13 protein-coding genes are annotated in these 14,474 nt (G+C 61.2%); 9 read left to right on the top strand and 4 right to left on the bottom strand.

Going from position 1 to position 14,474, the window contains the following annotated elements:
- Nucleotides 1-359 precede the first annotated feature (359 nt).
- The 3 genes from HX868_RS04800 (at nucleotide 360) to HX868_RS04810 (ending at nucleotide 3,291) form a co-directional block, all read left to right on the top strand.
- Complete coding sequence (locus HX868_RS04800; protein WP_177002095.1) at nucleotides 360-1,355, top strand: hypothetical protein; 996 nt, start codon at nucleotides 360-362, stop codon at nucleotides 1,353-1,355.
- A 2-nt stretch (nucleotides 1,356-1,357) separates the two neighbouring features.
- Nucleotides 1,358-1,738, top strand: a complete 381-nt coding sequence (locus HX868_RS04805; protein ID WP_177002248.1) for a hypothetical protein — start codon at nucleotides 1,358-1,360, stop codon at nucleotides 1,736-1,738.
- Nucleotides 1,739-1,848: 110 nt separating this feature from the next.
- Entirely contained in the window at nucleotides 1,849-3,291 is a 1,443-nt protein-coding gene (locus HX868_RS04810) for a pre-peptidase C-terminal domain-containing protein (protein ID WP_177002096.1), read from the top strand.
- A 49-nt stretch (nucleotides 3,292-3,340) separates the two neighbouring features.
- On the opposite strand, the gene HX868_RS04815 is transcribed toward HX868_RS04810, so the two are convergent.
- Together HX868_RS04815 and HX868_RS04820 are read right to left on the bottom strand one after the other, a co-directional pair.
- Nucleotides 3,341-4,441 (bottom strand): SMP-30/gluconolactonase/LRE family protein, encoded by a 1,101-nt coding sequence (locus HX868_RS04815; RefSeq protein ID WP_177002097.1) that lies wholly within the window; start codon nucleotides 4,439-4,441, stop codon nucleotides 3,341-3,343.
- Complete coding sequence (locus HX868_RS04820; protein WP_177002098.1) at nucleotides 4,438-5,115, bottom strand: sterol desaturase family protein; 678 nt, start codon at nucleotides 5,113-5,115, stop codon at nucleotides 4,438-4,440. Before HX868_RS04820 ends, HX868_RS04815 begins: the two co-directional genes overlap by 4 nt.
- A 296-nt stretch (nucleotides 5,116-5,411) precedes the next feature.
- On the opposite strand from HX868_RS04820, the gene HX868_RS04825 reads away from it, so the two are divergent.
- The 6 genes from HX868_RS04825 (at nucleotide 5,412) to HX868_RS04850 (ending at nucleotide 12,354) form a co-directional block, all read left to right on the top strand.
- The gene (locus HX868_RS04825) at nucleotides 5,412-6,335 is read left to right on the top strand and encodes a substrate-binding domain-containing protein (RefSeq protein ID WP_038849054.1); all 924 of its coding nucleotides are present in this window, start codon (nucleotides 5,412-5,414) and stop codon (nucleotides 6,333-6,335) included.
- A gap of 63 nt (nucleotides 6,336-6,398) precedes the next feature.
- Entirely contained in the window at nucleotides 6,399-7,907 is a 1,509-nt protein-coding gene (locus HX868_RS04830) for a sugar ABC transporter ATP-binding protein (RefSeq protein ID WP_177002099.1), read from the top strand.
- The gene (locus HX868_RS04835) at nucleotides 7,873-8,865 is read left to right on the top strand and encodes an ABC transporter permease (protein ID WP_177002100.1); all 993 of its coding nucleotides are present in this window, start codon (nucleotides 7,873-7,875) and stop codon (nucleotides 8,863-8,865) included. The genes HX868_RS04830 and HX868_RS04835 overlap by 35 nt, the downstream gene beginning before the upstream one ends.
- Nucleotides 8,866-8,893: 28 nt before the next feature.
- Complete coding sequence (locus HX868_RS04840) at nucleotides 8,894-9,973, top strand: alcohol dehydrogenase catalytic domain-containing protein (protein ID WP_177002101.1); 1,080 nt, start codon at nucleotides 8,894-8,896, stop codon at nucleotides 9,971-9,973.
- Between the two features lie 2 nt (nucleotides 9,974-9,975).
- Nucleotides 9,976-11,508 (top strand): FGGY-family carbohydrate kinase, encoded by a 1,533-nt coding sequence (locus HX868_RS04845; RefSeq protein WP_177002102.1) that lies wholly within the window; start codon nucleotides 9,976-9,978, stop codon nucleotides 11,506-11,508.
- A 120-nt stretch (nucleotides 11,509-11,628) separates the two neighbouring features.
- Nucleotides 11,629-12,354 (top strand): SDR family oxidoreductase, encoded by a 726-nt coding sequence (locus HX868_RS04850; protein WP_177002103.1) that lies wholly within the window; start codon nucleotides 11,629-11,631, stop codon nucleotides 12,352-12,354.
- Here HX868_RS04850 and HX868_RS04855 read toward each other — a convergent pair.
- Both HX868_RS04855 and HX868_RS04860 read right to left on the bottom strand, forming a co-directional pair.
- Nucleotides 12,351-13,355 carry a LacI family DNA-binding transcriptional regulator gene (locus tag HX868_RS04855; RefSeq protein ID WP_177002104.1) on the bottom strand — a complete coding sequence of 335 codons (1,005 nt, stop codon included), beginning with the start codon at nucleotides 13,353-13,355 and terminating at the stop codon, nucleotides 12,351-12,353. The genes HX868_RS04850 and HX868_RS04855 overlap by 4 nt on opposite strands.
- 58 nt (nucleotides 13,356-13,413) lie before the next feature.
- Entirely contained in the window at nucleotides 13,414-14,277 is an 864-nt protein-coding gene (locus tag HX868_RS04860; RefSeq protein ID WP_016974860.1) for a LysR family transcriptional regulator, read from the bottom strand.
- Nucleotides 14,278-14,474: the final 197 nt, after the last annotated feature.

The raw sequence follows: 14,474 nt of genomic DNA on the forward strand, positions 1-14,474 counted from the left end.
AGTAACCTGTGGCGAGCGGGCTTGTCCCGCGTTGGGTTGCGAAGCGACCCTAGAAGGAGGAATGCGGTGAGTCAGGCACTCTTCGGCCGCTGGTTCTGGGGCTGCTTCGCAACCCAACGCGGGACAAGCCCGCTCGCCACAGTTGCAGTGTTCGCCCTTAATGGGATGGTATCAGCCAGATATCGCCGGTTTTTCAAAGACCTTGAAAGGGCTGGGTATTAGGGTAGTTTCTGTAGGCTCTATTTCACCGGTGCGTAGGCAGTTTCCCAAATGTAAAGCGACCCCCCTGGGCTTGTGTCCGGGGCGCAGGCGCTTGCTTATATTTCGACGCCATCTCAATTGCATCCTGGATGTGGGGCATGGCGCAGAGCTTTATCAACGACCGCGCAACGGACTACCAAAGCCTCAAATCCCGATTGATGGTCGGCGGGCTGAGTCGCCCGCGCTCGGATCATTTTGATGTGCTGAATCGGCACCTGCGGCCCGGCTTGGTGGCACCGGGGCAACTGGTGATTATTCCCGACAGCCACAGCCTGAATTGCTCGGTCGAGGAAGCGTGGTTGATACGCCATGCCGAGGAAGTCCGTCGTCATCTGGAACTGAATGCAGCGACGGGTACGGCACTGCTCGGCAACTATGACTTGCTGCAGAGTTTCATGGCCAATGGCTCGATTGGCGTCGGCAGTGCGACCTCTGCCTGGGCGCGGCACTTGGATGAAGTGGCGCAAACGTTGGAGGAAATCGAGCGGCTGCATCAGCGGTTGAAAGACGGCGGGTTGGACAGGGCGGCGTTTATCCAGCAGCGCCAGGCGGTGTTTCGGCGCTTGGAGGTGCTGCTGCAAGGGGCTGCACGGTTGGGGACGGGATTGCAGGGTAATGCGTCGTTGAAGAAGGTGTTGGGGATTTCGACGAGGAGCTATCTGCATAAGGGGGAGATTGCGGGGTATGCGCAGCGGATGCGGGAGATGGCGCAGATGTCGAAGTGGTTGGGCAACGGGACGTATGTGGGGTTGGCGTTGGATGTGGGAGTGGCGGGGTTGGAGATCAAGGAGGCGTGTGTGACGGGGAGGGAGGCGCAGTGTAGACGGGCGAAGTATGTGGAGACGGGGAGGTTGGTGGGGTCAGTAGCTGGAGCCGCAGTCGGGGGAAAGTATGGTGCCAAACTCGCGATTCGAAGCTGTCGCATGCTTTTCGGTATTGCGATGAAGGGACGCGGTGAGATTGCGTGCGCAATTATTGGCGGCGCGGCGGGTGGGCAGACCGTAGGTAATGCTCTTGGTCATGAGGGTGCCTTATTGGGTGGAGAGATCCAAGAGGCCAACGGGGATGTGATCTTTGTGCCGGAGGGAGCTTGACTGTGTCGTTTTTTCTTGTCTTCACCATTGTGCATTTTACCGGGGCGTTTGTCGTTTTGGGGCTCGGTTTTTTTGCCGAATATACAAAGCTCGACGAGGTGGAGAGTTACTTCCGCCAAAACGAAATGGTCTGCGGCAATAAACGATTTTGGAGCCGAAACCGGTGGATCGACAGGCAATATCGCATGATGCTGATTGCTGAGTTACTTTCAGATTCAAAGCGCCATCTGAAGGCAGGGTTGGTGACTGAGGCCGAACTGGCTTCTGTTCCTTTATCGCTTAAGCGCTGGGTGGTTTGGCCCTATTACCTTGGGTTCATTTGGTTGATTGCAACAGCTGTTTGGGTCTTCTGGCGCTGGTGGTGCGACATCCCTAGTCCATAGAAATAGTTTTTTAATAAAATACTGTACATCCATCCAGTCTTATTCTACATTCCATCCCAGGTGACCGGATGTCACCTGAGCTTCACTTTTTAACTATGGATGGATAAAAAATGAAATCGAAAAAAGCCTTTATGCTGGGCGCGGCCATGGCGGCCTCCTGCTTCGTTTCGGCCTTTGCCCTGGCTGAGCAAACCCCTCAGAAACTCAGCGCCGAAGCGGTCAGGCAGGCCGTGGAAAAAGCACTCAAATCCGGCGGCACGCTGGACGCGGCGAAGGTGCCGGCCAGCCTCAAGCAAAAACTCCTGGCGGCCAAGACCGGCCAGTCCAAGGCCGTCACCCAGGCGGTCAAATCCGCGCCGTTCAACAGCGTAGTCAGCGAGTTGAAAAAGCCGATCCAGGTCGAGCCGAAAAGCGCTGCCGTCGCCGACTTTGTTCCGCTGTTCCCCACCCTGGATATCAATACTCTCTACACCATCGACGGTGTGGCCCAGGGTGAAGAGTTCGCCTACCACTTCAACCTCCCACAGAACGCGCGGGTCCAGGTGCAATTGGTCAACCAGAGCGCGGGCACCGACATGTCGCTGACCCTGTTCCAGGACGACGGCCAGGGCAACCTGAGCGTGGTGGGCTCCTCGGATGCCGCAGGCAATGCCGACGAGTACCTCAACGGCGTGCTGCCGGCCGGTGATTACTACTGGTACATGGTCGCCAAGGTCGCCAGCAGCTCGCAATTCAGCTTTGGCGTGGCGGTGGATACCAACGTCGATGCCTATGAACCCAATGACACGCCGCAAACCGCCTTTGTGCTGCCGGACTCGATGAACAAGGTGACCGGCAACCTCGACAACGCCAACGATGTCGATTACTTCGACTTCAAGGCGGTGCGTGGCCAAAGCGTGAGCATGTACCTGGCCGGTGACGCGAACGGCAGTCGCAACCAGTGGATTTTCGATCGTTTTGACGGCGTCAATTGGGTCACCATCCCTGCCGGTTCGACCTCGACCTACCCGAGCGTTACGCCAGGTACTACGGTGAAGGTGCGTGTGCGGGCCAACCCGGCCGTGGTCCAGGATCCGACCAAGCAATACCAGTTGAGTCTGGGCTCCACGCCGCGTCTGAACACCTCGGATGTGAAGGGTGACAATATCGTGCGTGTACCGGCGTCGATTTTCTGGATGGCGACCCAGGCGGGACGTACGGTGAACTGGACCACCAATTGGTCCGACTCCACGGGCGCACCGCTGCTGGGCGTCACGCCGGTTCTGCGTATCGACAAACGTTTTGACGGTGCCGAGTTCCACTGGACCGACTTCAAGGCCACCACCAACAGTGCGGGCACATCCCAGGCCAGTTCCGGTATCGGCGACTGCTTCGGCGAGAACCGTGTGCAGTATCCGGACAGCAGCACGGGCGTCACCTACACCTGGGACACCACTTTCAACTTCGGCGGCTGGCGTATCGAGTTGGACGAGTTCCCTGGCGTGGGCGTGGGTGGCGAGAACGTGCCTTACGTGACCTTCGGGCACATCTGCACCCAGAACATCGTTCACTGATTCAACGGTGTGCGTGAGAAGGGGCAGCCTGACGAGGCTGTCCCTTTTTTTATTCGCCCGCCAATGCCAAGTCCAACGGCAGACGTGCCATGCTCGTACTTTTCAACGAGCCCAGGTACAACCAGTTTCCGTACTCCCGTGCGGTGGTGATCGGCGAATAATTCCCCGGGCTGCCATCCTGCAGGTTGGCGATGACCTTACCTTCGGTATCCAAGCCCAGTACGAAGGCTTTGCGTTCGATAGGCTTGGGCACCACCATCAGCGCCCGCACCATCACCTTGCGCAGCAATGGGTAGCCGGCAAAGCTGTCAAGCAACGGATTGCGTGGCGAATACAGCGCCACCCAGAAACGGTCCTGGCCGTTGAAGCTGAGGTTGTCCGGCAGGCCGGGCAGGTTGTCGATAAACAGGTCGTGGGTGCCGGCGCGCTCGCCCTTGAGCCAGTAACGGCTGATGCGGTAGGCGCCGGTTTCATTCACTAGTACGAAGTTTTCATTCGGCCCCAAAGCCACGCCGTTGGCGAATTGCAGTTGGTCCAGCAGCACCTCGGTGCTGCCGTTGCTGAAGTCATAGCGCAGCAGCCGACCGTCGCCGCCATGTTCGATCACCGCTTCGCCGTCCTGCCCGTAACCCCAGCGACTCGACGCATCGCTGAAGTAGGCATAACGCCCGCTCGCGTCCACGGTGACGTCATCGGTGAAACCGAAGGGCAGGCCGTTGGCACTGGTGCTCAACGTAGTGAGTTGGTGTTTTGCATCCAGGGCGAGCAAGCCCTTGATCCCGTCGGCAATGATCAGGCGCCCATCCGGGTGCAGCGCCAGGCCCAGGGGCCTTCCGCCGGTATTGGCCAATACTTCCAGGCTGCGGCTGTCGGGCGAGGTGCGGATGATGCGCCCGTCATGCAAGCCGCTGATCAAAAAGCCCTGGGCATCCAGCAGCAAGGCCTCGGGCCCGGCGATGTCCTGGGCGCCGATTTTCTGCACGCCCTTGAGGCGCTGGTTCTCCGCATAAGGGCCGCTCTTCATCGACGGCGCCTTGGGTGGCGTCCAGTTTACGGGTTGCACTTTGGTCGGCATCAACAGCAGAAAGGCGACCACCGCCAGAAGCAGTACAAACAGCAGATGACGCAGTTTTTTGGGGCGGGTACTCATGACGATTCCTGGTTGTCGTTGATGCTAGGTTCCCAGTGCAGGGTGCCGAAGAGGTAATCCATCAGGGGAAGGACGATGTTGAAGTTGCGCCCCTGCATCAGTTCACGGCGGTGATGCAGGGCGTGCAGTTGATGCATCTGGCGGATCCACGGCAAGCGCGCCACCGGGTGGTTGGCGGGCAGGTGCTCGCAGGCGTGAAACACTTCGTAAAGTAAATACCCGAGGATCATGCACCCGGCGAACAGCCCGGCGACATTAGGGCTCACTTGCTTGAGCAACCACCAGGCGGGCAGGGTGATTGCCAGGCTGTGCAGCACGATCAGCCAGGCCGGGAACAGGATGACGCGCCAGTCGCGGGGGCTGTCGTAGGTCATGTGGCCGGGGGTGAAGAAACTGTGATGATCGCCGGTGTGGCGTGCGTAGAACAGCCTGGCCAAGGCGTGCTTGTGGTGGCCGAGGTGACGGTGCACGAGGTAGATACAGAGGTTGAAGAACACCAGGGTCAGCGGCACGGTCAGCCATTGCACAGCGCTGATCTGCGACGTGGAAGACCAGGCCAGGGCGATGCACACAAGGCCGTAGCCGAACACGAAACCGGCGTGCAGCCAGGGGTTGTAGTGAGGCGCGACAGTGGCGCGGTAGCGGGCGCGAAAGGTCTCGGTAGGGTGGTCCATGGCGGCTTGCTCGGTGTTTTTTTGTTGGAAAGTGAGCTTAGTTGGCGCCAGGGAATGTGCGAGTTTTGCGCTGCACACAAACCCACTGTAGGAGCCGGCTTGCCGGCGATGCTGACACCTCGGTGTGTCAGGTACGGCGAGTGGATGCCATCGCCGGCAAGCAGGCTCCTACAAAGACCGTGTTAGCCAAGGCGACCAGTGGGGGCTTGCATACCCCCAGTTTACTTGCTAGTTTCTCGCAAAATGTTAACGATAACATTTGCTCTAACAATAAAAACAAAACAGAGAATCACGCCATGAAAATGCTCCCGAAAACCCTGTGTTTATTGGCTGTAAGCATCACCCTCGGCACTGTCTCCCCAGCATTTGCCGACGCTGCCAAGCCGATCCGCATCGGCGCGTCCTTCCAGGAAATCAACAATCCCTATTTCGTCACCATGAAAAACGCCCTGGAAGAAGCCGGGGCGACCATCGGCGCGAAACTGATCATCACCGACGCCCGTCACGACGTGTCCAAGCAAGTCAGTGACGTCGAAGACATGCTGCAAAAAGGCATCGACATCCTGCTGATCAACCCCACGGACTCGGTCGGCGTGCAATCGGCGGTCAAGTCTGCCCACGCTGCCGGTGTCGTGGTTGTCGCGGTAGACGCCCAGGCCGACGGCCCGCTGGATTCCTTCGTCGGCTCGAAGAACTTTGACGCCGGCTTCCAGGCCTGCGAATACCTGGCCAAGAACATCGGCGACAAAGGCAATATCGCCATCCTCGACGGTATTGCCGTGGTGCCGATCCTGGAGCGTGTGCGCGGTTGCAAAGAGGCCGTGGCCAAGCACCCCGATATCAAGATCGTCAGCATCCAGAACGGCAAGCAGGAACGTGACCAGGCGCTGACCGTTACCGAAAACATGTTGCAGGCCCAGCCCACCCTCAAGGGCATTTTCAGCGTGAATGACAACGGCTCCCTCGGCGCGCTCTCGGCCATTGAAGCCAGCGGCCTGGACGTGAAACTGGTCAGCGTCGACGGCGCGCCGGAAGCGATCAAGGCGATCCAGAAGCCCGGCAGCAAATTCATCGCCACCTCGGCGCAATACCCGCGCGATCAGATCCGCCTGGCCCTGGGCATTGCCCTGGCCAAGAAGTGGGGCTCGCAGGTGCCGGCCACCATCCCGGTGGACATCACCCTGATCGACCAGGCCAAGGCCAAGGATTTCAGCTGGTAAATCACCCAGGCCCCACGCAGTTCGTGGGGCCCAGGTCATCCTTCTGAATACGAGGTCGGCGGAATGAGCAGTCTTCTGAAGTTGGAAAACATCTGTAAGCGGTACCCGGGCGTACAGGCCCTCAAGTCCATCAACCTGCAAGTCGAGCGCGGTGAGATTCATGCCTTGCTCGGCGAAAATGGCGCGGGCAAATCGACGCTGATGAAGATCCTCGGCGGCGTCGAGCATCAAGACGAAGGCCAGATCCTGATCGACGGCCAGGCGCAGCAGTTCGCGACCTATCGCGACGCAATCGCCGCCGGCATCGGCATCGTGTTCCAGGAATTCAGCCTGATTCCCTACCTCACGGCCGTGGAAAACATCTTCCTCGGCCATGAGCTGAGTAACCGTTTCGGCCTGTTGCGCAAGCGCGAAATGGTCGAGGCCAGCGAGGCGTTGTTCAAGCGCCTGGGCGTGACCATCGACCTGCAATGCGCGGTCAGGCACCTGAGCGTGGCCGAACAGCAGTTTGTCGAAATCGCCAAGGCATTGGCCCTGGATGCGCGCCTGCTGGTGCTCGACGAACCCACTGCCACCCTCACACCCAGCGAGGCCGAGCTGCTGTTCGACATCATGCGCGAACTCAAGCGCCAGGGCGTGGCGGTGATTTTCATCTCCCATCACCTGGAGGAAATTTTCCAGGTGTGCGACCGCATCAGCGTGTTGCGCGACGGCGGCAATGTGGGCGTCACCGATGTGGCTGACAGTGACATCGACCGGCTGGTCGAGATGATGGTCGGGCGCCGCCTGGAATGCAGTTTTCCACCCAAACCGAACACCGAGCGCGGCCCGCTGTTGCTGGAGGTCAAGGACATCCAACTGGTGCGCAACGGCCCGCACAACAACTTCCAGCTGCACAAGGGCGAGATCCTTGGCTTTGCCGGCCTGGTCGGTTCCGGTCGTACGGAACTGGCCCTGGGCATGATGGGTGCGCTGCCGTCGGTGAGCAAAGACGTGTGGCTGCGCGGCGAGAAAATCACCCTCGACGACCCGGCCCAGGCCCTGGCCCACGGCATCGGCCTGCTCCCGGAAAGCCGCAAGAGCGAAGGGCTGATCACCGACTTCAGCATTCGCGAAAACATCTCGCTGAACAACCTGCCCAAATACCAGAACGCGTCCGGGCTGATCGACAAAAACCGCGAATGCGCCAGCGTCGAAGGCCTGATGAAGCAACTGTCGATCAAGGCCCCCAGCAGTGAAAGCCGGGTGTTCAACCTCAGCGGCGGCAACCAGCAAAAGGTGGTGATCGCCCGTTGGATCAACCATCACTGCGACGTGCTGGTGTTCGACGAACCCACCCGTGGCATCGACGTGGGGGCCAAGGCGCAGATCTACGCGCTGATGCGCAGCCTCACCGAACAAGGCTACGCAATCATCATGATTTCCTCCGAATTGCCGGAAGTCATCGGCATGTGCGACCGCGTCGCCGTGTTCCACAAGGGCGCCATCGTCAAGGTACTCGAAGCGTCTGCCGTCAATCCTCAAGAGGTCATGCGCCATGCAACAGGGGGCTCAAGTGAATACGTCCATTAGGACCGGCGACAGCGGCCGGTTGCGCCTGAACCTGGCGCGGCTGGTGCGCTCGCCGGCGTTTTATCCCTTTGTCGGGCTGGTGGTGGTGACCCTGGTGATGATCCTCGCCAGCGACACCTTCCTCACCGCCAGCAACCTGTCGAACATCGCCCGCCAGGTGTCGATCAACGCGATCATCGCGGTGGGCATGACTTGCGTGATCCTCACCGGTGGCATCGACTTGTCGGTAGGGCCGGTGATGGCCTTGTCCGGCACGCTCACGGCCGGGTTGATGGTCGCGGGCCTGCCGCCCGGCCTGGCGATTGGCGCAGGCATGTTGATCGGCGTGGCCTTCGGCATCGGTAACGGCTTGTTTGTGGCCTACCTGCACATGCCGCCGATCATCGTGACCCTGGCGACCATGGGCATCGCCCGTGGCCTGGGCCTGATGTACACCGATGGCTATCCGATTTCCGGGTTGCCGGACTGGTTTGCGTTCTTTGGCCGCGAAAGCCTGTTCGGCATCCAGGTGCCGATCCTGATCATGCTGCTCACCTACCTGGCGGCCTACGTGCTGCTGCAACACACACGCATCGGTCGCTACATCTACGCCATCGGTGGCAATGAAGAAGCGGTGCGCTTGTCCGGCGTGCGTGCGGCGCGTTTCAAGTTGCTGGTGTACGGCATCAGTGGCCTCACGGCGGCGATTGCCGGGCTGGTCCTCACCTCACGCCTGATGAGCGGCCAGCCGAACGCCGGCGTGTCGTTCGAACTGGACGCGATTGCCGCCGTGGTACTCGGCGGGGCCTCGATTGCCGGCGGGCGCGGGGTGATCGTCGGTACGCTGCTCGGCGCCATGCTGCTCGGTGTGTTGAACAACGGCCTGAACATGCTGGGCGTGTCGCCCTACGTCCAGAGCGTGATCAAGGGCGCAATCATTTTGCTGGCGATTTTTATCAGCCGTCAGCGCCACAAATAAATACCTAACAAGAACAGGATCCGACACCATGGACAAGCACACCGAAATGCAAGCCGTCGTCTGCCACGGCCCGAAAGACTACCGCCTGGAACGCATTGGCAAACCCCAGGCGCGCGCCAATGAACTGGTGATCCGCATCGCCGCCTGTGGCATCTGCGCCAGTGACTGCAAGTGCCACTCGGGCGCCGCAATGTTCTGGGGCGGCGACAACCCGTGGGTAAAGGCGCCGGTCGTACCGGGGCACGAATTTTTTGGCTATGTGGTGGAAGTGGGCGAGGGCGCGGAAGAGCACTTCGAAGTCGCTGTGGGCGACAAGGTGATCGCCGAGCAGATCGTACCGTGCGGCAAGTGCCGTTTCTGCAAGTCCGGCAAGTACTGGATGTGCGAAGTGCACAACATCTTCGGCTTCCAGCGTGAAGTCGCCGAAGGTGGCATGGCCCAGTACATGCGCATTCCCAAGACGGCCATCGTGCACAAGATCCCCGAGTCGGTGTCGCTGGAAGACTCGGCGCTGGTGGAACCGATGGCCTGTTCGATCCACACGGTCAACCGTGGCGATATCCAACTCGACGACGTGGTGGTGATCGCCGGTGCCGGCACCCTCGGCCTCTGCATGGTCCAGGTCGCTGCGTTGAAAACCCCGAAGAAACTGGTGGTGATCGACATGGTCGACGAGCGCCTGGAACTGGCGAAAAAATTCGGCGCCGATGTGGTGATCAACCCGTCGCGCGACAACGCCCGCGAAATCATCAACGGCCTGACCGATAACTATGGCTGCGACGTCTACATCGAAACCACCGGCGTGCCGGCGGGCGTGACCCAGGGCCTGGACCTGATCCGCAAGCTCGGGCGTTTTGTCGAGTTCAGCGTGTTCGGCGCCGAGACCAGCGTCGACTGGTCGATCATCGGCGACCGCAAGGAGCTGGACGTACGCGGCGCCCATCTCGGGCCGTATTGCTACCCGATCGCTATCGACCTGTTCGAACGCGGCCTGGTCACCTCCAAGGGCATCGTCACCCATGACTTCCCGCTGGACGACTTTGCCGAGGCCTTCGCGTTGGCCAATTCGACTAAGTCGATCAAGGTGCTGTTGAAGCCGGTGGCCTGAAAATGAACTACGTGATGGGTGTCGATATAGGAACCCAGAGCACCAAGGCGCTGCTGGTGGATGGTCAAGGTACGATCATCGCCCAGCACAGCCAGGGGTATCGCGTGGATACCCCGAAAGTGCGCTGGGCCGAACAATGGCCGCAGGCCTGGCTTGATGCCGTCGAGGCCTGTGTGGCGCAGTGCATGGCCAAGGCCGGCGTGGCGGCGCAGCAGGTCAAGGCGTTGTGTATCAGCAGCCTGTACGGCGGCTCGGGGATTGCGGTGGATGCGCAGATCACCCCGCTGCACCCGTGCCTGATCTGGATGGACCGCCGTGCTGGCGAGCAGGTGGCTTGGGTGCGCGAGCAGGTGGACCTGGAGCGGCTGTTCGCGATCACCGGCAACTCGGTGGACAGCTACTACGGCTTCACCAAGATGCTCTGGCTCAAGCAGCACCAGCCCGAGGTGTGGGCGAACACCCGCTACCTGCTGCCGCCCAACAGCTATATCAACTGGTGCCTCACTGGCGAGTTGGCGGTGGACCATAGCAGCGCGGGCAATATCGGTGGCGTCTACGACGTGAAGGCGCGTGGCTGGTCCGCCGAAATGCTCGATGCGCTGGGCGTACCGAAATCGATGATGCCGGAGCGCCTGGTGTATTCCGGGGAAGTCGTCGGTGGGTTGCTGGAGGAGTGGGCTGCGCGTCTGGGCCTGCAGGCGGGCACACCGATTCTGGCCGGTGGCGTCGATGCGGCCATGGCAACGCTGGCCGCAGGGGTGACGCAGCCGGGCAATCACGTGGCAATGATCGGCACCAGCATGTGCTGGGGTTACCTCAACCAGCAAGTGGATGCACACCATGGCTTGGTGAGCATGCCCCACGTCTACAACGGCCACCGCGACCTGTATATCTTTGGCGGTGCGATCACCGCCGGTGCCTCGGTCAGCTGGTTTCGCGAGCAGTTCTGCCAGGCCGAAGAGCAACAAGCCAAGGCCATCGGCCAGGACAGCCTGGTGCTGCTGGAACAGCGCGCCATGAACATCCCGGCCGGCAGCGAAGGCCTGTTGTTCCTGCCCTATCTGATGGGCGAACGGAGCCCGGTGTGGGATGACCGTGCCAGTGGTAGTTTTGTCGGCTTGAACCTCTACCACAGCCGTATTCACCTGTATCGCGCGGTGCTGGAGGGCGTGAGCTTTGCCCTGCGGCACAACATCGAAGCGGGCACCCGTGGGGCGCACTCCCTGGACCCGCGTTTGATCGTGGTGGGCGGGGCAAGCCATTCGGACCTGTGGATGCAGATCATCGCGGATGTCACGCGCTACACGGTGTACACCATTGTCCAGGAGGTAGAGGCGGCGTTGGGTGCTGCGTTGTTGGCGGCGCACACGGTGGGGTTGGTGAGTGATGGGGAGATGGACAGGGGCTGGGTGCAGCTGGAGCTGCGGGCTGAGCCCAAGGCGGAAAATGTCGAGGCGTATGACCGCGCGTTTGCCGAGTACCTGAAGCTGTATCCGGCCCTGAAACCGATCATGCACAGCCTGCAATCCCACTGACCCAACACGCCCCAAAAACTGTAGGAGCCCGGCTTGCCGGCGATGGCGATCTCACGGACGCCATCGCCGGCAAGCCGGGCTCCTACAAGGGGATCTCCATTGTTTTTGAGATGTGAATTCATGAACGCAGCCTTCGACTTCACCCACCATCGCATCCTCGTTACCGGCGCCAGCAGCGGCATTGGGCGCGAAATTGCCTTGCAACTGATCGCCAGCGGCGCCGATGTCTTTGCCCTCGGCCGCGACGCCCAAGCCTTGGCCGAACTCGGCTGCCACACCTTGTGCCTGGACATCGCCGACAGCGCCGCCCTCGATAATGCCCTGCGCGACCTGCCACCGCTGCATGGCCTGGTCAACTGCGCCGGCATCTCGCGCCTGGAGCCAGCTGCCGCCATCAGCGCTGAAGCGTTCGATCAGGTGATGCAAGTCAACGCCCGCGCTGCTGCCCAAGTCGCCAGCCGCGTGGCGGCCAAGATGATCGAAGCACAAATCGCCGGCAGCATCGTCAATGTCTCCAGCCAGGCCTCGCTGGTGGCTCTGGACGATCACCTCGGCTACTGCGCCTCCAAGGCCGCGCTGGATGCGATCACCCGGGTGCAATGCGCCGAGTGGGGCCGCTTTGGCATTCGCGTCAACAGCGTCAACCCCACCGTCACGCTCACGCCGATGGCCGCCATGGCCTGGTCCGAACCGGCCAAGCGCGACCCGGCGCTGGCGGCCATTCCCTTGGGACGTTTTGCTGAAACCGTCGAAGTGGCGTTGCCGGTGCTGTTCCTGCTGAGCAGAGCCGCCAGCATGATCAGCGGCGTGAGCCTGCCCATCGACGGTGGATACACCAGCCGCTAGCCGTTTTCCAACTGACCGGCGATCACCACCTTGTCCCGTGGCTTGAACGGGTCTTCCAGGCGATCGAGCAACAGGCGCACCGCGCTGCTGCCGGCCAAAGACGCATCGTGGGCCACGCAGGCGATGGGCACGCCGAAGATATCGGCGAAGGGCAGGCGGTCGATGCCGCAGATGGTCAGGCTGTCGTGGGCGATGTTGTGCATGCGCAGTGCGCGCAAGGCGCCGAGGGTGATCAACTGGTTGAAGCCCATGATCGCGTCCGGCGCCGAGTGTTCGGCCAGGTAGTCGAGGGTGTGCAGGTAGGACGGCATCAGCGTGTAGTCGCCGGCCTGCACTTCGACCTGCACCTGCGGGTGCCCGGCCAGCACTTCGCGCAGGCCCTTGAGGCGTTCGACGGTGATGCGCGAGTGTTCGGGGCCGGTCAGCACCAACAGGCGCTTGAGGTCGGGCGTCTGGCGCAGCAGGTAGTGCGCGGCCTGGATGCCGCTGTGGTAGTTGTCGAGCACCACGCGGCTGAACGGGCTGCCGTGGATCGTGCGATCGAGCAGCACCACTGGGGTTTTGCCGTTGCCCAGGCGTTCGAGGTAATCGGGCTGGTAGCTCGGTTCATCCGAGACCGGCGACAGGATGATCCCCGCCACGCGGTAGCCCAGCAGGGTGTCCACGGCCTTGCTTTCCAGCTCTTCCAGCTCATCGGTGTCCACCAGCATGATGGTGTAGCCGTGCTGTTTGGCCTCGCGGGAAATCGCCTTGATCATTTCGCTGTAGAACGGGTTGTCCACGGAGGCGGTGATCACGCCGATGATCAGGCTTTCACTGCGCTTGAGCCCACGTGCGAAGGCGTTGGGCACGTAGTCCATCTCCCGCGCCACTTCGAGGATGCGCGCCAGGGTGGCCGGCTTGACCAGGTCGGGTTTGCTCAGTGCGCGAGACACCGTGATGGTGGTCATGCCAACCCGTTTGGCGATGTCGCTGATGGTGACGGACTTCTTCTTGTTCATCGGTCAGGCTGCAATAGGAAACACCCGCAGGCTAGCACGCGCGGTGCAGATTGTTGCTTCAAATCAGTGGGTCCCAACGCTGCGACCAGTCGCTTTCGGCCTTGACCACCTCACGCAGCAACCCCAGTGCCTGTTGCAACACCGCCGAATCTCGCGCCCGCGAATACACCAGGTACGTCGGGAAGCTGAATTCCGGCGCCTTGGGCACACGCTGCATCACGCCGCTGTCCAGGTAACTCTGCACCACGCGGGTGCGGAAATAACCGGCGCCGCCGTTCTCAAGGATGTACTGCAACGCCAGCGGCCCCAAATTGAAGCTCAATGCGGCACGGGCCTTGTCGGGCAGCGCGGCGTCGTGTTGCTGGCGAAAGCCCGGTCCCCAATCGATATACACGTAGGGCGCCGGGTTGCTCACCAGTTGCACCAGGATCAGTTTTTCTTCCAGTACCTGTTCCACCTGCAAGCCTGGCCAGTATTGCGGTTGGAACACCAATGCAGCGTCGAGTACGCCCAGTTCCAGTTGGCGCAGCAGGTAGTCGCCTTCGCGTACTTCGGTGCGCAGGGCATGGCCGGGGATGTGTTGGCGTAACGCTTGGGCCCAGCCGAGCATCAACGGGTTGCACAGGCTGACTTCGCCACCGATATGCAGCACGTTGCGATAACCGTCCGGCAGCGGCAGGTCGCGTTTTGCGGCTTCCCAGGTTTGCAGCAACTGGTTGGCGTACACCACGAAGGCCTCGCCGTCGGCGGTCAGCCTGGCGCCGGCGCGGTTGCGCACGAACAGTGTGCTGCCTAGTTGGCTTTCGAGGCTCTTGACCCGTGCGGTGATGGCGGTCTGGGTGACGTGCAGTTTCTCGGCGGCGGCGGCCAGGCTGCCGCAGCGGGTGATTTCGAGGAAGGTGCGTGCCAGTTCGATGTCCATGAAGGCCCCTGGGAATGAATGGGGGACAGTGTAATGGAATGTGGTTGGAACTGTGGGAGCTGGCTTGCCTGCGATGGCGGTGGTGCTGTGTACATATCCGTTATTTAGGTAACGGCTGGTATGGGTTCCGCCCTTACGGCGGGTCACTTTGGAAAAGAGCCCCAAAGTAACCAAAGGGCTCTTGCCCCAACACTCGG

Origin of the sequence: Pseudomonas reactans, assembly GCF_013385825.1 — a bacterium.
GTDB lineage: Bacteria > Pseudomonadota > Gammaproteobacteria > Pseudomonadales > Pseudomonadaceae > Aquipseudomonas > Aquipseudomonas reactans.